Consider the following 17,370-nt stretch of genomic DNA (forward strand, 5'->3'; position numbering starts at 1 on the left):
CCCTCACCCCGCGGCCGCGCACCCCACCCGAGCCTCGGGGTACCGCGGCACCCACGGCGTATCCGACCCGGCGGTGTCCCCGTCGGGGCCGCCGCGGGCCTCGCCGAGGCGGGAGCCGCCCAGGCGGGTGCCGCGTCCTCGGCTCCGGCCGGTGCCGGGCAGGTGCGCCGTCAGCGATACCCGCATGCGGCGCCACCAGCGGCGGTCGTGGTCGTCGGGGGGTGGGGGCGCCGCGTGCCGGGCGTGGAGGCGGACCGCTGCCCAGACCGTCTTCGGGGCGGTCGGGTCCGGCTCCGCGCCGGACGCCGTCTGACTGCCCATCAGCTCGTCCGCCAGGCGGAGTCCGGTGGCCTCCGTCTCGGGCGAGTACCAGGGTTCCACCCCCCAGTCGTCGGCCAGCAGGCCCACAATGCCGAGTCCGCGGCCGTCCACCGCGGACTCGTCTACGTCGTCGAGGTCTGCCGCCACCAGATCCAGCGCCTCCAGCCCTCCCCCTGGTGCGGGCCTGGGTGGCGCGTGTTCCGGGTGTGGTGCGGATTCGGGTTGCTGGCGGCCGCCGTCCGTGACGGCTATTCGCAGGACCTTGTCGTCCGCCATCCACCAGGCCACTCGGATGGTGCCGCCGGCCAGCGGCCGGGCGTGCCGTAGGGCGTTGCTCACCAGTTCCGAGAGGATCAGGACCGCGTCGTCCGCGGCCGGGGGTGCCACGCGCATGCGCTGCAACGCGTCGGCCAGCGCGTGGCGGGCCGTACCGACGCTCTCAGGTGTGTACGGGAACTCTGTTCCGCCGAAGCCTCCCGCCGGTCTGCGCGCCGGGGCGCGTGTGACCGTTCGGGGTGGGCGAACTGATACTGATTCCCGGGGACTCTCCGGTTGTACGGACATGACGACCCCCACGGCTCCCTCCCTGCCGACGAGGAGCTACCTGCGGTAGATGCCCGGTTCGTCCTCAGGGAAAACGGAAACTCAGGGTGAATCAGCGTTCAGCCCGGCCTGGCCAGGGCGCGCCGCGGACGGGTGCGCCGTGCCGTCCCGGCCCAGCCTGGCCAGCACCGCCTTGGGCCGGTTGGAGATGATCGCGTCCACCCCGAGTTCCACGCAGAGGTCGATGTCTGTGGCCTGATCCACAGTCCACACGTGCACCCGATTCCCCATGGAATGCAAGCGTTCCACATACTCCGGATGGGTTCGCAGAATGTGAATTCCAGGTCCCGCGATGCGCACACCGCGCGGCAGCGAGCCGTCCCGGAGCCGCAGCGGCACCCGGTCCAGCAACAGCACCGTCTCCAGGGACGGCGCCAGCCGCCGGATCCGCCGCACCGACATCGCCGAGAACGACATCACCCGCACCGGCGAGGCCTCCCCCAGCCGCGGGTGCGCCAGCCCGAACCGGTCCAGCAGGGCCACCAGGTGCTCCTCGACCAGCCCGGCGTAGCGGGTCGGGTGCTTGGTCTCGATCGCCATCTGCACCGGCCGTGGGTGGTCCACCACCAGCTCCAGCAGCCGCTCCAGGGTCAGCACCCGGTGCGCGCCCTCACGCCGCAGGTCCGGGTACTCCGCGTACTCGGACTCGGACTCGGAGACCGGCTGCTTCCACGAGCCGAAGTCCAGCTGCCGCAACTGGGCCAGTTCCAACGTCGAGACCACGCCCCGGCCGTTGGAGGTGCGATTCACCCGGCGGTCGTGCACGCACACGAGCTGCATGTCCGCGGTGAGGCGCACGTCACACTCCAGCCCGTCCGCGCCCTGCAACAGCGCGGCCTCGTACGCGGCCAGCGTGTGCTCGGGCACGTCCTCGGAGGCGCCGCGGTGGGCGATGACGGGGATCTGTAGGGCGGTCCGGTGGGCGAGCGCGGGACCGGAGGCTCCGGGACGGAGCGCGACACGGGGCCCGGCTGCCGACACCGGTTCGGAGCGGCGTCGTTCGTGCGGACGCGGCTCGGGGCGGCGCAGTGGTTGCACGCTTTGAATCCTTCCAGACGAACCCCGCCGCGGTGCAGTGCGGTCCGCCAGAAAAGGCCATGTGTTCAAAACGCTTTCACCGCACCTTAAAACGACGGACATACTGACTGTCCAGACCGGGGGTCCCTTGTCGTATCGTCGTAGCGACGAACCACCCATCGAGCACCCATTCCCAGGGGGATTAATGAGCCAGCAGCCGTACGGTCAGCCCGGCTACCAGCAGGGACCGCCGCCGCAGCAGCCGCAGCAGCAGTTCGCGCCGCCGCCCCAGCAGCAGCAGTTCCAGCAGAACTTCCTGTGCGTCACCACGAACGACATACCGGGCTACCGCATCGACACCGTCTACGGCGAGGTCTTCGGCCTCACCGTGCGCAGCCGCAACGCCTTCAGCCAGATGGGGGCCGGCCTGAAGTCGATGTTCGGCGGCGAGCTCAAGGGCATGACCAAGGCGCTGATGGACAGCCGCAACGACGTCATGCAGCGGATGATCCAGGAGGCGATCAACCGCGGCGGCAACGCCATCGTCGGCATGCGGTTCGACACCTCGGAGATGGGTGACGTCTGGACCGAGATCTGCGCCTACGGCACCGCCGTGACGATCAGCCGCCAGGGCTGAGCAGCGCCCGTCGGCTCAGCCGCGGCGTCGGCTTTTGGGCGCGGCCCCGCTCCGGCGGGGTCCGCGCCCGACGCGTTTGCCCACGGGCCCGCCGCGGCGGATATCGTGAACCGGTGATCCGACGCTCGCTGACCGCGCTGGCCGCCGCCCTGGCCGCCGAACTGTGCTGCGTCGCGGGCAGTTTCCTGCACGCGATGCGCCTGGTCGCGCACGTCGACGACGTCTCGCTGAGCGCCGTGCTGACCGCGCACCGCAACGCCGCCCTGACCGCGTGGCGGTCCTCGCTGACCGTCGGCGACCGGCTGCTGTTCGTCGCGGTGGCGGTGCTGGCGGCGGCCGCGGTGCTGTCCGCGCCGTATCTGAAGCCGACATTCGGGCGGATCCACACCCGAATCACCGGTGTTCGCAGGCTGCCCCGCGTATAGGAGATAATCTGCGACCATGGCCGAGCTCGTCTTCTTCACCGGAACCATGGACAGCGGCAAGTCGACCCTGGCCTTGCAACTCGACCACAACCACAACGCCCGCGGCCGGGCCGGGCTGATCTTCACCCGCGACGACCGCGCCGGCAGCGCCACCATCTCCAGCCGGCTGGGCCTGAAGGCCTCCGCGGTGGAGGTCGAAGAAGGCACCGATCTGCTCAACCACGTGGTGCAGATGATGTCCTCCGGCGGCAAGGTGGACTACGTGGTGGCCGACGAGGCGCAGTTCTACACCGAGGACCACATCGAGCAGCTGGCCCGCATGGTCGACGAGCTGAGCATCGACGTCTACGCCTTCGGCATCACCACCGACTTCCGCACCCGGCTGTTCCCCGGCAGCAAGCGCCTGATCGAACTCGCCGACCGCATCGAGGTGCTCCAGGTGCAGACCCTGTGCTGGTGCGGCGCCCGGGCCACCCACAACGCCCGCACCCTGGGCGGCGAGATGGTCCTGGAAGGCGAGCAGGTGGTGGTCGGCGACACCGCGAACGCCGACGAGATCGGCTACGAGGTCCTGTGCCGCCGGCACCACCGCCGCCGCCTGACCGCGGCCCGCTCCGGCGCGGCCGCCCTGAGCCCGGACACGCTTCCGTTCGGCGCGGTCTGAGGCCTCCGGGGCCGCCACGGGTTGTGAGAGACTTTCTGTTCACGAGCGCCCTGGGTGGCGCTCGAGGAGGATTTGCCTAGTGGCCTAAGGCGTTGGTCTTGAAAACCAAAGTGGCGCGAGTCACCGTGGGTTCGAATCCCACATCCTCCGCCGACAGCAGGTCCTTGACCTGCATCCTTATCATTGGTAAGGAAAGATATCACAGCACGGATCGGCTCAGCGGTCACCGCAGAGCACAGTGAGACCGGCTCCCCCATCCCGCGGCCGCACCGTCTCAGATCTTGCCCGGTGCCATAACCCGCCAGGCCTGGGTCGAGCGTCAGGAGCGTCGCGAGTCCGCGCGTGGAAACGGGAGGCACACCTCGCGGTGACGAGCTGACGACTGAGGCGCGGCTACGGGACAGGAGCGCCTATGCGCTCCTCGGGGCACCCTTGAAGAGCCAACACATCACGGTCGCCGTATAAGGACTCTGCCGGTCTCGGATCCGTTCGTTTGTTGATTCAGCAGCGAGCGGTTATGCGCCGCCGTCGAGGAAGGCGAGGACCGCGGGCTCAGCGCGGCGTCATGGGGATGTCACCGGCGCCAGGTAGTCGGCCAGGCGGCGTGTCAGCCATCCCGCCTCGCGGTCTTCGACCACGATCTGGAGGAGGACACGCGGGTCGGCGAACTCGACGTCTGGGAACCGGCTGAGCACGGGCGAACCCACGTAGGGGTTGCCGACCTTCGCGAAGTAGTCGAAGGTCCAGTACACGGTCGGCGGAGTGGACTTCACCAAGTCACCGCACACGCAGGTATCGGCGAAGACATTCCAAACCGCCTACAAGGCCCTGCCGGCCACGGTGTCGGACGCTCCGACGGCCGACAACACCGCGCTCTCGGCGCCGGCGTCGCACACCGGCAAGCTCGCACACACCGGAGCCACGTTCGTCCCCTACGCGGTCGCCGCCGCGGCTCTCGTCGTCGTCGGCGAGGCCCTCATGACCTTCCGTCGCCGGTTGGGGGCCGCCACGCGACGGAAGTGACGGTCGTGCGGCAAACGGCAGCCGTTCGCAGGCCCCCGCTCGTCGCACGACGGCCGGGGGCCGATCACCGCCCGCGCCGACCGGTCCGGTCCGGCACCCCGCCCGTTACGGACGGGGTGCGGACGGGATGCCGGACGATCTGACTAGAACGAACCCTGAGAGACCAGCTTGATGGTCTTGTCGGCGTGATCCACGAACGACTTCTCCATCGTCGAGCCCCAGTGCGGGTCGGCGACGATCTGGTACAGCTGCGTGAACGACAGCGCCGCGTCGGGCCGCGTCGGCTTCGGCGTCTGGACCACGCCGGAGTCGCCGTTGAACTCGAAGGCCTCGACGAGCACGCCGTCGGTGCGCAGGATCTCGACGCCGTCCACGAAGGTCTTGCCGTCAGGGTTCGGCAGGTGCGAGACCTCGACCTGGGTCCCGTCCGACAGGGTCTGGACCTCGCAGGCTGTGCCCTTCGGCGGAACCGGCGTCGTCGGGCCGGAGCCCGCCGCGACGGGGGCCGATCCGGTTGTGCCGCACTCCAGGTTGTGCACTGCCGGCCTGGGCGTGCCGACGTTGAGGGTCAGGCTCACCGCGCCGTGGCCGTCGTTGTACGTCAGCTTGCTCTGCGAGCCGTCGGTCGGGCTGCCGTGGCCCGCGTAGTTCGATGTCGTCGCACCGCTGGGCAGGAGCTTGAGCAACTGCGCGGTCATCGACTGGCCGGTGACCGCGGCCGGGTGGGCCGGCTTCAGCGGGGCGGCCGGGGGCGGGACGTCCAGGGGCGGCAGGGTCGAGTAGGCCCCGTTGGCCGCCGCACCGACCGAGCCGGCAGCGGCGGCGGCGGGCGGGGTCGTGGTCGCCGAGCCGGCCAGGGCCAGTTGCGAGGTGCCGCCCGCGGCGGCGTTCGCCGCGCCGCCGTGGCCGCCGAACGCCGACGACAGGCCCGTCGAGCCGACCGCCACGACGGCGAGCGCCGCGGTGCCGCTCAGGACCTGCACGAACTGCCGGCGCCGGTGGCGCTGCTTGCCGTCGGTCAACGCGGCGGCGGCGAGCGGGCCCAGCGGCGGGGCCGCGCCGAAGGCGACTTCGCCGCGCAGACGTTCTCTCAACTCTTCCTCGGGATGCATCCGAGATCTCCAATTTTGTCAGTATCGCTCGTTTTCGGGGTGTTCAGACGGCTTCGCACAGGAAGCTCTCGCCGAGGACGGCGCGAAGATCGGCGAGCGCGCGCGCACTCGTGGTCTTCACGTTCGACGGGGTCATCCGGAGCAGGTGCGCCACGGCGTCGACGCTCAGGTCGTCCCAGTACCGCAGGACGACAACGGCTCGCTTCCTGGGCGAGAGCCGGTCGAGCGCCTCCATCAGACTCATCCGGAGATCAGCCGGATCGGCGCGGTCCTCGATGTCCGGCAGGCAGTCGGAAGGCCGCTCGGCGGAACTGCGCCGCCGCCGATGGCTGAGGAATTCCCGCAGCAACACCTGCTTGGTGTACGCGTCGACCGCGCCCTGCCGCTGGATCCGCGGCCAGGCGACATACACCTTGGCCAGCGCCGATTGAGTGAGATCCTGGGCGCGGTGCCAGTCCCCGCACATCAAGTACGCGGTCTCCCGGAGCCGTCCGCCCCTGGCCACCACATACTCGGTGAAGTCTTCCTGCCGCCCCACAGTCACCCTGCCTTCCGTTGCGCCTGCCGGCCTCGCGGCCGTCACATTCCTAGATGCGCGGGAAGGAGGTTCGGACACATCGAGAACACGATCACCGATGCCGGTGATCTTGGTCAAACCCGGCCGCCGGACGGGACCCGCCGGCGCGGGTCACGCAGACGGGGCCCGCGCGCACGGGCCCCGTCTGCGTGCCGGCGGAGTACTACGAGGTGCGGCGCTGGACCTTCCCGGCCTTCAGGCACGCGGTGCAGACCTTGAGCCGCACCGGCCGGCCGTCGACGGTCGCCTTCACGGGCTGGATGTTCGGACGGAACATCCGCGCCGAGCGCCCGAGCACCCGCCGCCGCTGGGCGTTGCGCCCGAGCCTGGCGACCTGGTTGCCGAAGCTCGGCTCCTTGCCGCACACGTCACAGCGTTTTGACATCAGCATTCTCCTCGAAAAGTTCGCGATGGCATGCCGACCGCCCATCGCGATGCCGATCGAGAAGGGAGAAGTACCGCTGCGGAAGCGGTGGTCGGCGGCATGGGAAACAAGGGCAGGACTGAAGCGCGCAGCGTCGGGGAATCGACCGCCGTCGCCTGCCTGATGAGGTGTCTCGACCTATGCCGCCTTTAGAACATGCGGCCGACCGTAACGGCATGCTCCAGCGCGTTCAAGGGGTTTACGACCTGCGGGGGACCCCTTGATTCCGGTAGTCGTCGCCTCGGCCGAGCGCCGGGGGTTCCCACGCGGCCTGCTTGACCATCCCCTTCACCGCGATCGACGCCGGGGTCAGCCGGATCGCGAGGTTGCGCAGGGCGACACTCACCCGGCCGTCGAGTTGCTGGCCGATACGGCCGGTGCGGCGGGCCGCGACGAACTCCTTGCCCCGCACCACGAAGCGGCCTTCCAGCAGACCCGCGACCTTCTGGCCCGCGCTGGTGTTCCCGACCTGGACGCCCGCGCCCGCGCCTACGTGGCCGCCGTCGACGGCCTGATCTTCGCGCGGCTCGTCGACGGAGCGCCCGAACCGCCGGGCACACCGCGAAGCCGGGCGGCCCTGACGGCCGTGGTCCAGACCCTGCTGGCTGGAGCGATGGCCGGGTAGCGCAACGGCCGACACATATCGTCGGCGTATTGAAACCTCTATACGAGCTGGCAACGCGCCGCGGCCTTGGCTGAAGGCATGCGCTACCGCGAATCCGCCCGACCGTCGGCCCGCCGCAAAGGCGTGGCCGTCATCGCGGCCATCATTGCCGCCGTCACCGTGGCAGCCGTCGGGCTGATCGCGGTGGTCCTGCACCAGTCGTCATCGTCGACGACGGTCAGCGGGGTCGGCAGCCCGGGGCCGGGGCTGCCGTCCTCCGTCGTGACGTACCAGCCGGGCCAGTCCGGCGGGGCCGATGGCGAGGGGGACGGCAATGTCGGCGGCAAGGCGGATGGTGCGGCCGACGGCGCGGCTGTGTCCGGCACGGTGTGGCCGGCCGCCGGCCAGGCCGCGTTCGTCCGGTCCGGCCAGTCGGTGATCCAGGCCGGGCCGCACCAGCATCCGGCGCCGATCGCCAGCGTTACCAAGGTGATGACGGCCTACCTCGTGCTCAGCGACCATCCGCTCCAGCCCGGCCAGGACGGTCCGACCATCACGCTCACCGCGGCCGACGTCGCCGACACCGCCGCCCGGCGCGCGAAACAGGAGTCGCTGGTGGCCATAGCGGCGGGCGAGCAGCTGACCGAGCGGCAGGCGCTGGAGGCGCTGCTGCTGCCCTCGGCGAACAACATCGCCGCGGTGCTGGCGCGTTGGGACGCCGGGTCGAGTGGCAAGTTCGTGCAGCGGATGAACGCCGCCGCGCGGTCGCTGGGGATGTCCGACACCCGCTATACCGACCCGAGCGGCTTCGAGCAGACCACCGTGTCCACCGCGGCCGATCAGGTGCGGATCGTGGATCAGGCGATGAGCCTACCGGCGTTCGCCGGGATCGTCGCCATGCCGAGCGCGACGCTGCCGGTGGCCGGTCCGGTCCTCAACACCGACACATTGCTCGGCCACGACGGATTCGTGGGCGTCAAGACCGGTTCGGACAACGCGGCCGGCGGCTGTTTCGCCTTCCGAGCTGTGCGGTCGATCGGCGGCAGGCAGACCACGATCACCGGCGTGGTGCTGGGCCAACCCGGCGAAGACCAGATCGGCGCGGGGCTGCGGGCCGCCGACGGGATGGTCGATCGGATAGCTTCGGGCTGACGCCGACAGGAGGATCCACGTGGCCAAGCACTTCCGGATCGGGGACGTCGTCCGGGTCGACGGCGACGTGCATGCCGTCCTCGGCAGCGATGTCACATGGGTGGTCGTGAAGGACGGCGACGACGCGACGCTCATCGACACCGGTTATCCGCGCGACCACGACGCGTTGCTGGCATCGTTGGAACTGCTCAAGGTCGCACCGCAGTCCGTGAACGCGATCCTGATCACCCACGCCCACAACGACCACATCGGCTCCGCCGAGCGGCTGCGCGCCGAGTACGGTATTCCGGTCCTGATGCACCCCGACGAGGTGCCGCACGCGCGCCGCGACTTCCTCGACCAGGTCTCGGCCGGGGCGGTCGCGGCGAACGCGTGGCGTCCGGGCGTGGCCGCGTGGGGCTTGCGCGCGGTGCGGAACGGCGGCACGGCGCACGTCCCGGTCACCGAGCCCCAAGCCTTCCCCGCCCCCGGGCCGCTCGACCTGCCCGGCGCCCCGATTCCGCTGCACACCCCCGGCCACACCGCGGGCCACTGCGCGTACCTGCTCCCGGCGACCGGGATCGTGGTGGCCGGCGACGCGATGAGCACCGGGCACCCCACGTCCCGGGTCAGCGGACCGCAGGTCCTGCCCGCCATGTTCCAGAAGGATCTGCCCGGCGCACTGGCGAGCTTGGACGTGATCGCCGAAGCGGACGCCGACATCCTGATCCCCGGGCACGGACCGGTGCACCGCGGCTCGCCGCGGGCGGCGGTCGAGCAGGCGCGGCAACGCGGCGCGGCCTTCTAGCCAGGCTTGACCTTGCCCCTCGGGGCAGGGTTTACGGTTACGAGGACCTGTTGGCAGCCGGTGCGGCGCGCGTCTTCGGCCTCTCCAGCCAGGACACCGCCTACCAACAAGAGGTGGTCGACCGGCTCCGGCTGCCCTTCGCGATGCTGTCCGACACCGCGTTCCGCCTCGCGGAGGCGTTGAATCTGCCGACCTTCGACTTCCACGGGCAAGCCCTCTACAAGCGCATCACACTCGTGGTGCGCGACAGTGCGGTCGAGCACGCCTTCTACCCGGTCTTCCCGCCGGACCGGCATGCGGGACAAGTCCTGGCCTGGCTTAGGGACAATCCCCTATGGGATTCCCCTATGACATCCCGATCCGGCCGCCGGCTCAGCCGCTGAGCGAGCCGGCGTCGGACCTGGCGTTCGCAAGATCCTGATTCACCGCGCCCACCGCCGCGTCGAGCGCCGCCTGTGTCGCCGATCCCTGCTGGTACTGCCCGGCGGTGACCACCCACTGGCCCAGGTGGGTCTTGGCCTTCGCCATGTCGTCCAGCCACTGGCTCAGGGCGCCGCGGTGGTCGCCGTCGTAGGCCGCGGCGGCCTGCTGTTCGGCGTCCAGATACGAGGTGTCGGCCTCGGGATTGGGCCTCGAGCGGAACTTCGCCAACGCCGCGGCCGGCGACCGCGGGTCGCCGAAGGCGTCGTCGTACGCTGACATGCTCGGGTAGCGCGTGTGGCCGACTATCTTCTGCCCGGTCGCCAGCAGGTCCGCGTAGTGCTGGACCGATGCCGTCAACAACCCGGCGGCCTTCGAGGAGTCCCCGGGTGCCGAAGGCGACGCGGCGCCGGCCGGTGCACCATCAGAGTCCGTATTCGCAGCTCCGGCGACCGGGGCTGCGGGCTTCGGGCCGGCGCCGTCGAAGACACCGAAGGCCGCGGCGAACGCGAACAACACCGCCACCGCCGCCAGCCCGTACATCACCAGCAGGCCCTGGTGCTGCCCCATGCCCAGCACCCGGCGCAGCGGTCGGCCACGCCGACCCCGGCCCGGGTTCCAGTCAATCTTCGGCATCCGGAGAACCTATCGTCCGGCAGCGGCTATTCACCAGGTGGTCAATAGCCGGCACCGCGTGGGGGGACGGGCGTTTGAGACTGAGCGCGCCCCTTAACCTTCGCTTCAGTAAGGCGGGACAACCTCTGGCGCCATGACCGATAGCCCGCGACTCCCCAAAGGGGTCTGGATAAACACCTCGCTCGCCGTGGTGGTAGCCGCCGGTGGAGCGGGCGCCTGGGCGCTGCTCGGCTCGTCGAACTCCGGCAGTTCGACCACCGGCCGCACCGTCGCCGTGCAGCGGGGGAACGTCAGCTCCGAGGTGTCCGCCTCCGGCAACGTCACCCTGCCGACCGAACTCGACCTCGCCTTCACCGCGTCGGGCACGGTGACCGAGGTGGACGTGAAGCCCGGTGACGTCGTGAAGGCCGGCCAGGTGCTGGCCAAGATCGACCCGACCGAGGCGAACCAGCAACTGACCTCGGCGCAGGCCCAGCTGACCACCGCGCAAGCCCAGCTGACGAAACTGCAGCAGGGCCAGACCCCGCAGGCCGCGGCGCTGAGCCAGCAACAGCTGACCACCGCGGGCGACTCGCTGAACTCCGCGAAGACCTCGTTCTCCGACGCGCAGAACAGCATCTCGGTCGACGCCCAGACGCTGGCCGCCGCGGTCACCACGGCCCAGAACTCGCTGAGCGCGGACCAGGCACTCCAGTCCCAGGACTGCGCGGCCACGGCCGCCGCGAAGAACCCGACCGCGTGCACTCAGGACGGCAACAAGGTCGCGCAGGACACCAACGCGCTGAGCCAGGCCGAGAACGCGCAGAAGACCGGTGCGCAGAAGGACACCCAGTCCATGCACCAGGCGCAATCCTCGCTGACCCAGGCGCAGAACTCCTACCAGACGGCCGTGGACCAGCAGGCGGTCGCCGCCGCGCCGGCCACCCCGGACCAGATAGCCTCGGCCAACCAGGCCATCATCAACGCGCAGAACTCGCTGTCCACCGCCCAGAAGGGCGTCGCGGGCACGGTCATCACCGCCACGCAGGCCGGGACGGTCCTGTCGGTCGGCGGTTCGGTCGGCGACTCGGTGAGCGCCGGGTCCGCCTCCTCGACCTCGGCCACGTCCTCGGCCTCGAGCAGTTCGGCGACCGGGTCTACTGGGGGTTCGGCTGGCGGTTCCTCGGCCGGCTCGTCGGGTTCGAGCTCGACCTCCACCAGCGGCGCCAAGTCCGGCAGCGGCTTCGTGGTGCTGGGCGACATGGGCGCCCTGACGGTGCGCGCCGAGTTCGACGAGACCGACGCCTCCAAGCTGAAGGCCGGGCAGTCCGCGCAGATCTCGATCAACGCGATCCCCGGCGCCGCGCTCACCGCGAGCGTGCAGGAGGTCGACCCGATCTCGACCGTGGTGTCGAACGTCGTCGAGTACGGCGTCACGCTCCAGTTCACCAGCGGCCAGCAGGACCTGGCCACGTTGAAGCCGGGCCAGACGGCCTCGGTGTCGGTGACCACCGACAACGTGACCAACGTGCTCTACGTGCCGTCCTCCTCGGTCACCACCCTGGGCGGCCAGAGCTTCGTGACGGTGGTCGACGGCAAGACCCAGACCCAGACCCCGGTGCAGATCGGCGTGGTCGGCGACACCAGCACCGAGATCACCTCCGGGGTGAACGAGGGCGATGAGGTCCTGCTTTCCTCGCGCACCGGCAGCACCAGCACCGGCGGAACCCGGGGCGGACTGACCGGCGGCGGCTTCGGCGGCGGGACCGGCGGCGCCGGCACCGGCGGCGGCGGTCTGGGCGCCGGCGGCGGCCGGGGCGGGTTCGGCGGGTGACCGGCATGGGCACGCAGCGGCCCGTCATCGAGCTCACCGACATCCGCAAGACCTACGGCATGGACGGCAACGCCGTGCACGCCCTGCGCGGCGTCAGCCTGACCGTCCCCACCGGCGACTACGTCGCCATCATGGGCGCCTCGGGCTCGGGCAAGTCGACGCTGATGAACATCATCGGGTGCCTGGACGTCCCCACCACCGGCCGCTATCTGCTGGACGACGTCGAGGTCGAGCACCTGTCGGACCGGCAGCTGGCCCTGGTCCGCAACCGCAAGATCGGCTTCGTCTTCCAGTCCTTCAACCTGCTGCCGCGCACCACCGCGCTGGACAACGTGGAGCTGCCGCTGGTCTACGCCGGCGTGGGCACCACCGAGCGGCGCAAGCGGGCCCGGGCGGCGCTGGAACTGGTGGGCCTGAGCGAGCGGATGCACCACAAGCCGCAGGAGCTCTCCGGCGGCCAGCAGCAGCGGGTGGCCGTGGCCCGGGCGCTGGTCACCGCGCCCAGCCTGATCCTGGCCGACGAGCCCACCGGCAACCTGGACAGCACCTCCTCCTCCGACGTGATGGCCCTGTTCGACCGGCTGCACCGGGCCGGGCGCACCATCGTCCTGATCACCCACGAGCACGACATCGCCGAGCACGCCGAGCGCGCGATCCGGCTGATGGACGGGCAGATCGTCTCCGACGAGCGCAACGGCGAGCGTGGCTGGATCTCCGAACAGCACACAGTGAGGCACGGGAGCGCCCGATGAGATTCCGCGAGGTCTTCCGGTTCGCCTTCGCCGGGCTCAGAGCCAACAAGCTGCGCTCGGCGCTGACCACCCTGGGCATCCTGATCGGTGTCGGCGCGGTGATCCTGCTGGTCGCCGTCGGCAAGGGCTCCGGCGCCCAGGTGCAGGCGAACATCGACAAGCTGGGCACCAACCTGCTGGAGGTCTCCCGGCAGGCCGGCGGGTTCGGCGCGCGCGCCTCCCGGAACACCGGGACGCAGAGCTCCGTCTCGGCGCTGACCCTGGCCGACGCGCAGTCGCTGGTGGACCCGGTGAACGCCCCGGACGTGCTGGACGAGGCCCCGGTGGTGACCGCGTCCCCGACCGCGACCTACGACGGCGCCACGCACCAGATCGCGCAGCTGGTCGGCACCTACCCGGCGTACCTGACGGCCACCAACTGGCAGATCGCCGAGGGCTCGGCGATCACCGACGACGACGTGAACCAGGCCCGCAAGGTGATCGTGATCGGCCAGACCGTGGCCACCGACCTGTTCGGCACCGCCGACCCGGTCGGGCAGCAGGTGATGATCAACAGCGTCCCGTACACCGTCGAGGGCACCTTGCAGGCCAAGGGCTCCAGCGGGCTGCAGGACGCCGACGACTTCGCCATCGCGCCGCTGACCACCGTGCAGGACTCCCTGAGCGGCTTCGGGTCGCTGAGCCAGATCGTGGTGCAGGCCAAGTCGGCCGGGGCCACCACCGCCGCGCAGAACGAGATCACCTCGATCCTCACCTCGCGGCACCACCTGTCGGCCACCGCCTCGCCGGACTTCCGGGTGCTGAACCAGCAGTCGCTGCTGGCCACCTCCAGCTCCACCACGCACACCTTCACGGTGCTGCTGGGCGCGGTGGCCGCCATCTCGCTGCTGGTCGGCGGGATCGGGATCACCAACATCATGCTGGTCACGGTGACCGAGCGGACCCGGGAGATCGGCATCCGCAAGGCGCTGGGCGCGCCGCGCGCGGCGATCCTGGGCCAGTTCCTGGTCGAGGCGGTGATGCTGTCGCTGATCGGCGGCGCCCTGGGGGTGGCCGCCGGACTGATCGGCACCAGGTTCACGGTCGCCGGGGTGAAACCGGTGATCGTGCCGGCCTCGATCGCGCTGGCCTTCGCGGTGTCGGCGCTGATCGGTCTGTTCTTCGGGTCTTTCCCGGCCAACCGAGCGGCCAAGCTGCATCCCATCCAGGCACTGCGGCACGAGTAAACAGTCTCCAAGAAGGAAGATTCGGAAGTCACAGATGTCTGAGAACCAGGGCGGCCCGGCCGCCAGCAACAACAGCGAAGAGTTCGAGCTGCTGTCCACGGCGCCGTCCGCGGCGGACATCAGCGGGCAGCTCAAGCCGGCGCGCAGCGGCGGCGGCGGGATCCCGAAGGTGACGCTGGGCCTGATCGGCGCGGTGTTGCTGGCCGGCGGCTTCGTCGGCGGGATCGCGGTGGGCAAGCACAACTCGTCGTCGACCACGAAGTCGGCCGCCACGCCGGGCAGCGGGACCCGCTCCCGGGGCGGCTACGGCGGTGGCTTCGGCGGGACCGGCGGCACCGGTGGGACGACCGGCGGCGCGACCGGCGGGGCCACCGGCGGCGCTCGCGGCGGCGGCGTCACCGGCACGGTCAGCGCGGTCAACGGCACGACGCTGACCATCACCGACAGCACCGGCAAGTCGGTGACCGTCGACACCAGCCCGCAGACCACGGTCACGATCGGCAAGACCGGCGCGGTCTCGGACCTGACGGCCGGCTCTGAGGTGACCGTCATCGGGACGCCGGACAGTAGCGGAACCATCACGGCGCGTTCGGTTGTGAGTGGTCTCACAGGCTTCGGCTTCGGCGGGCGCGGCGGAAACCGCACTCCCGGTGGCGCCGCGTCTTCGCCGGGTGGGTCAAACGGGTGATACTGGACGGGATGGACTTCCGAGAATCCCGCAGCCTGCTGGTCGTCGACGACGACACCGAGATCCGTGACGCGATCGCCCGGGCCTTCCGCCTGCAGGGCTATCGCGTGCGCACGGCCGCCGGCGGCCTGGCCGCCCTGGAGCAGGTCGCGGCCGATCCGCCGGACGCGATCGTGCTGGACGTGATGATGCCGGAGCTGGACGGGGTGGAGGTGACCCGGCGCCTGCGCGGCGTCGGCGACCACACCCCGGTCCTGCTGCTGACCGCGCGCGACGCGGTCGGGGACCGGGTGGCCGGACTGGACGCCGGCGCCGACGACTACCTGGTGAAGCCGTTCGCGCTGGCCGAGCTGCACGCCCGGGTCCGGGCCCTGCTGCGGCGCGCCGAGTACGACCCGCTGCCGGAGTCGGAGCGACTGGTGTTCGAGGACCTGGAGCTGGATCCGGAGTCCCGGCTGGCCTACCGGGGCGGGCGCACGATCGAGCTGACCCGCACCGAGTTCGCGCTGCTGGAGCTGTTGATGCGCAACGCCGGCCGGGTGCTGCCGCGCGAGGTCATCTCCGACCGGATCTGGGGTTACGAGCTGGGACCGGAGTCGAACTCGCTGGAGGTGTTCGTGTCCTGCATCCGGCGCAAGACGGAGGGCGGGGGAGAGCCCCGGCTGGTGCAGACGGTGCGGGGGTTCGGGTACACGTTGCGGGTGTCGGCGTGAACTGGGGACGGTTGCGGACGGGGATCCGGATGCGGCGGACGACTGCGGCCACGGCTTCGGCCGCCGCCCCGGCGGCGGCGCAGCGGGCTGTCGGCCTGGGTATGGGCTCTGACTTCCGCTCAGGCGGAGCCGGTCCTTACGGATTCATCGGCTCGCCGGAGGCGGCCGGGATGCCCGGGACCGGATCCAAGTCCGACGATCCGCTGTCCCGCGACGCCGCGTCCGGCGGTTCCTCCCAGGGCCGCTCCCCCTTGGCCATCTGGCGGCGCACCCCGCTGCGGGCCCGGCTGGCGCTCGCGGCGACGATCGCGGTGGCGGCCGGGATCGGCGGGGGCGTGGGCTTCGCTTACGTCGCCGTCCGGCACTCACTGACCCAGCAGGTCGACGACGGCCTGCAGAGGCAGGGTGTCAAAGCACAGACCGCGCTGCTCGGCGGCCACTTCCCGCGCTACGACCCGGCCAATAGCCGGCAGTTCGGGGACACACAGACCAACTTCCAGTTCATCGACTCCTCCGGGACGCCGCTCCAAGCGAAGGCGCTGCCGCCCTCACCCCGCTGGCCGCGCGGCACAGTCGCGCTGGCCCCCGCCGCGACACCGAAGATACCGATCACCAAGGCGGACGCCCAGGTCGCCGCCGGGACGAGGGAAAGCTACATGCACTCCGGCCAGATGAACGGCCAGCATGTCCGCATCCTGACCCTGGGGATCCGCGATGGGCAGGCGATCCAGATCGACGCCCCGCTGACCACCATGGACAAGCAGCTGTCCACCCTGGGCTGGCAGCTGTTCGGAGCCGCCGCGGCGGGCATCGTGCTGGCGGCCGGGCTGGGCTGGATGGTGACCCGCACCGCCCTGCGCCCGGTGGCCGAGCTGACCAGTACCGCCGAACGCATCGCCGCGACCCACGACCTGGCCCACCGGATCCCGATAGACGGACGGCCCAGGGAGTCCCGTGACGAACTCGGGCGCCTGGCCGCCACCTTCAACAGCATGCTGGACGCGGTCCAGGAGGCGACCGACCGGCAGCGCCAGCTGGTCGCCGACGCCTCGCACGAGCTGCGCACCCCGCTCACCTCGCTGCGCACCAACGTCGAGGTGCTGGCGCACGCCCACCGACTGGAACCGGAGGACCGCCAGGCCCTGGTCACCGGCATCATGTCCGGCCTGGACGACCTGACCACCCTGGTCAGCGACACCGTCGAGCTGGCCCGCGGCGAGGAGCAGGCGGCGCACTTCGAGGAGCTGCGCTTGGACCTGCTGGTCCAGCGCTGCGTGGACCGGGCCGCCGCGCACTGGCCGAAGGCGGTGTTCAAGGCGGACCTGGAGGAGAGCGTGGTCGTCGGCGTCACCGACCGGCTGGCCAAGGCCGTCCGCAACCTCCTGGACAACGCGGCGAAGTTCTCCCCGACCGGCGGCCTGGTCGAGGTCCGCACCACGACCACCCCCGACGGCCACGTCACCCTGACGGTCCGCGACCACGGCCCCGGCATCCCCGAGGCCGACCTCCCGCACGTCTTCGACCGCTTCTACCGCGCCGCCAGCGCCCGCGACCTGCCCGGCTCCGGCCTCGGACTGGCCATAGTGGCGCAGGTGGCGGTCGGCCACAGCGGCGGCGTGACGGCCGCCGGAGCCCAGGGCGGCGGGGCCGAATTCCAGCTGACGCTGCCTTTGTCGGGGAGTTCAGAGACGGGACCCCGCGCCGCTGCCGGGCCCCGCAGCTTCTACTGATTCCCGCAGCTTCTACTGATCCCGAGGCCCGCCGAGCGGCCCGTAC

At 70.9% G+C, this 17,370-nt stretch carries 21 protein-coding genes and 1 tRNA gene; 15 read left to right on the forward strand and 7 right to left on the reverse strand.

Annotated features, from left to right (window positions below):
* Positions 1 to 3: 3 nt before the first annotated feature.
* Both IZR01_RS51525 and IZR01_RS38775 read right to left on the reverse strand, forming a co-directional pair.
* Positions 4 to 885 carry an ATP-binding protein gene (locus IZR01_RS51525; RefSeq protein ID WP_228561100.1) on the reverse strand — a complete coding sequence of 294 codons (882 nt, stop codon included), beginning with the start codon at positions 883 to 885 and terminating at the stop codon, positions 4 to 6.
* An 81-nt stretch (positions 886 to 966) separates the two neighbouring features.
* Positions 967 to 1,827 (reverse strand): glycerophosphodiester phosphodiesterase, encoded by an 861-nt coding sequence (locus IZR01_RS38775; protein ID WP_369125448.1) that lies wholly within the window; start codon positions 1,825 to 1,827, stop codon positions 967 to 969.
* 319 nt (positions 1,828 to 2,146) lie between these two features.
* Between IZR01_RS38775 and IZR01_RS38780 the strand changes: the two genes are divergently transcribed.
* From IZR01_RS38780 to IZR01_RS38795, 4 genes are all read left to right on the forward strand, one after another.
* Positions 2,147 to 2,578 (forward strand): YbjQ family protein, encoded by a 432-nt coding sequence (locus IZR01_RS38780; RefSeq protein ID WP_194899591.1) that lies wholly within the window; start codon positions 2,147 to 2,149, stop codon positions 2,576 to 2,578.
* Between the two features lie 113 nt (positions 2,579 to 2,691).
* Positions 2,692 to 3,003 (forward strand): hypothetical protein, encoded by a 312-nt coding sequence (locus tag IZR01_RS38785; RefSeq protein ID WP_194899590.1) that lies wholly within the window; start codon positions 2,692 to 2,694, stop codon positions 3,001 to 3,003.
* Positions 3,004 to 3,019: 16 nt separating this feature from the next.
* Entirely contained in the window at positions 3,020 to 3,667 is a 648-nt protein-coding gene (locus IZR01_RS38790) for a thymidine kinase (protein WP_194899589.1), read from the forward strand.
* Positions 3,668 to 3,732: 65 nt separating this feature from the next.
* Positions 3,733 to 3,817: transfer RNA gene (locus IZR01_RS38795), tRNA-Ser, on the forward strand.
* A gap of 413 nt (positions 3,818 to 4,230) precedes the next feature.
* Here IZR01_RS38795 and IZR01_RS38800 read toward each other — a convergent pair.
* The gene (locus IZR01_RS38800; protein ID WP_194899588.1) at positions 4,231 to 4,440 is read right to left on the reverse strand and encodes a hypothetical protein; all 210 of its coding nucleotides are present in this window, start codon (positions 4,438 to 4,440) and stop codon (positions 4,231 to 4,233) included.
* Between IZR01_RS38800 and IZR01_RS38805 the strand changes: the two genes are divergently transcribed.
* The gene (locus tag IZR01_RS38805; protein ID WP_194926772.1) at positions 4,430 to 4,690 is read left to right on the forward strand and encodes an LAVTG motif-containing sortase-dependent surface protein; all 261 of its coding nucleotides are present in this window, start codon (positions 4,430 to 4,432) and stop codon (positions 4,688 to 4,690) included. The genes IZR01_RS38800 and IZR01_RS38805 overlap by 11 nt on opposite strands.
* A gap of 143 nt (positions 4,691 to 4,833) precedes the next feature.
* Here the strand turns inward: IZR01_RS38805 and IZR01_RS38810 are convergent, their stop codons facing one another.
* From IZR01_RS38810 to rpmB, 3 genes are all read right to left on the reverse strand, one after another.
* Positions 4,834 to 5,802, reverse strand: coding sequence for a hypothetical protein (locus tag IZR01_RS38810; RefSeq protein WP_194926773.1), 969 nt, complete (start codon positions 5,800 to 5,802; stop codon positions 4,834 to 4,836).
* A 43-nt stretch (positions 5,803 to 5,845) separates the two neighbouring features.
* Complete coding sequence (locus IZR01_RS38815) at positions 5,846 to 6,457, reverse strand: SigE family RNA polymerase sigma factor (RefSeq protein ID WP_228556225.1); 612 nt, start codon at positions 6,455 to 6,457, stop codon at positions 5,846 to 5,848.
* An 85-nt stretch (positions 6,458 to 6,542) separates the two neighbouring features.
* Positions 6,543 to 6,764: a 50S ribosomal protein L28 gene (rpmB, locus tag IZR01_RS38820; protein WP_194899913.1), complete on the reverse strand. Its 222-nt coding sequence runs from the start codon at positions 6,762 to 6,764 to the stop codon at positions 6,543 to 6,545.
* Between the two features lie 397 nt (positions 6,765 to 7,161).
* Between rpmB and IZR01_RS54530 the strand changes: the two genes are divergently transcribed.
* From IZR01_RS54530 to IZR01_RS38840, 4 genes are all read left to right on the forward strand, one after another.
* Positions 7,162 to 7,428 (forward strand): hypothetical protein, encoded by a 267-nt coding sequence (locus IZR01_RS54530; RefSeq protein WP_369125511.1) that lies wholly within the window; start codon positions 7,162 to 7,164, stop codon positions 7,426 to 7,428.
* A gap of 78 nt (positions 7,429 to 7,506) precedes the next feature.
* Positions 7,507 to 8,559, forward strand: a complete 1,053-nt coding sequence (locus IZR01_RS38830; protein ID WP_194926774.1) for a D-alanyl-D-alanine carboxypeptidase family protein — start codon at positions 7,507 to 7,509, stop codon at positions 8,557 to 8,559.
* A gap of 19 nt (positions 8,560 to 8,578) precedes the next feature.
* Positions 8,579 to 9,346 carry an MBL fold metallo-hydrolase gene (locus IZR01_RS38835; RefSeq protein ID WP_194926775.1) on the forward strand — a complete coding sequence of 256 codons (768 nt, stop codon included), beginning with the start codon at positions 8,579 to 8,581 and terminating at the stop codon, positions 9,344 to 9,346.
* A 50-nt stretch (positions 9,347 to 9,396) separates the two neighbouring features.
* Positions 9,397 to 9,729: a thioredoxin domain-containing protein gene (locus tag IZR01_RS38840; RefSeq protein WP_228561101.1), complete on the forward strand. Its 333-nt coding sequence runs from the start codon at positions 9,397 to 9,399 to the stop codon at positions 9,727 to 9,729.
* On the opposite strand, the gene IZR01_RS38845 is transcribed toward IZR01_RS38840, so the two are convergent.
* Positions 9,719 to 10,402: a hypothetical protein gene (locus IZR01_RS38845; protein WP_194926776.1), complete on the reverse strand. Its 684-nt coding sequence runs from the start codon at positions 10,400 to 10,402 to the stop codon at positions 9,719 to 9,721. The genes IZR01_RS38840 and IZR01_RS38845 overlap by 11 nt on opposite strands.
* Positions 10,403 to 10,535: 133 nt before the next feature.
* Here IZR01_RS38845 and IZR01_RS38850 point away from each other — a divergent pair, with 133 nt between their 5' ends.
* Genes IZR01_RS38850 through IZR01_RS38875 form a run of 6 tightly spaced genes read left to right on the forward strand, consistent with a single transcriptional unit; the run spans position 10,536 to position 17,324 of the window.
* Positions 10,536 to 12,215, forward strand: coding sequence for an HlyD family efflux transporter periplasmic adaptor subunit (locus IZR01_RS38850; protein ID WP_194898920.1), 1,680 nt, complete (start codon positions 10,536 to 10,538; stop codon positions 12,213 to 12,215).
* Between the two features lie 5 nt (positions 12,216 to 12,220).
* On the forward strand, positions 12,221 to 12,967 hold the full coding sequence (locus tag IZR01_RS38855) for an ABC transporter ATP-binding protein (RefSeq protein WP_194898919.1): 747 nt from the start codon (positions 12,221 to 12,223) through the stop codon (positions 12,965 to 12,967).
* On the forward strand, positions 12,964 to 14,193 hold the full coding sequence (locus tag IZR01_RS38860) for an ABC transporter permease (RefSeq protein WP_194898918.1): 1,230 nt from the start codon (positions 12,964 to 12,966) through the stop codon (positions 14,191 to 14,193). The genes IZR01_RS38855 and IZR01_RS38860 overlap by 4 nt, the downstream gene beginning before the upstream one ends.
* Before the next feature lie 34 nt (positions 14,194 to 14,227).
* Positions 14,228 to 14,881 carry a DUF5666 domain-containing protein gene (locus IZR01_RS38865; protein WP_194898917.1) on the forward strand — a complete coding sequence of 218 codons (654 nt, stop codon included), beginning with the start codon at positions 14,228 to 14,230 and terminating at the stop codon, positions 14,879 to 14,881.
* Between the two features lie 11 nt (positions 14,882 to 14,892).
* Positions 14,893 to 15,594, forward strand: coding sequence for a response regulator transcription factor (locus IZR01_RS38870; protein ID WP_194898916.1), 702 nt, complete (start codon positions 14,893 to 14,895; stop codon positions 15,592 to 15,594).
* 29 nt (positions 15,595 to 15,623) lie between these two features.
* Complete coding sequence (locus tag IZR01_RS38875) at positions 15,624 to 17,324, forward strand: sensor histidine kinase (protein ID WP_194926777.1); 1,701 nt, start codon at positions 15,624 to 15,626, stop codon at positions 17,322 to 17,324.
* Positions 17,325 to 17,370: the final 46 nt, after the last annotated feature.

Source organism: Catenulispora pinisilvae, assembly GCF_015356865.1.
GTDB lineage: Bacteria > Actinomycetota > Actinomycetes > Streptomycetales > Catenulisporaceae > Catenulispora > Catenulispora pinisilvae.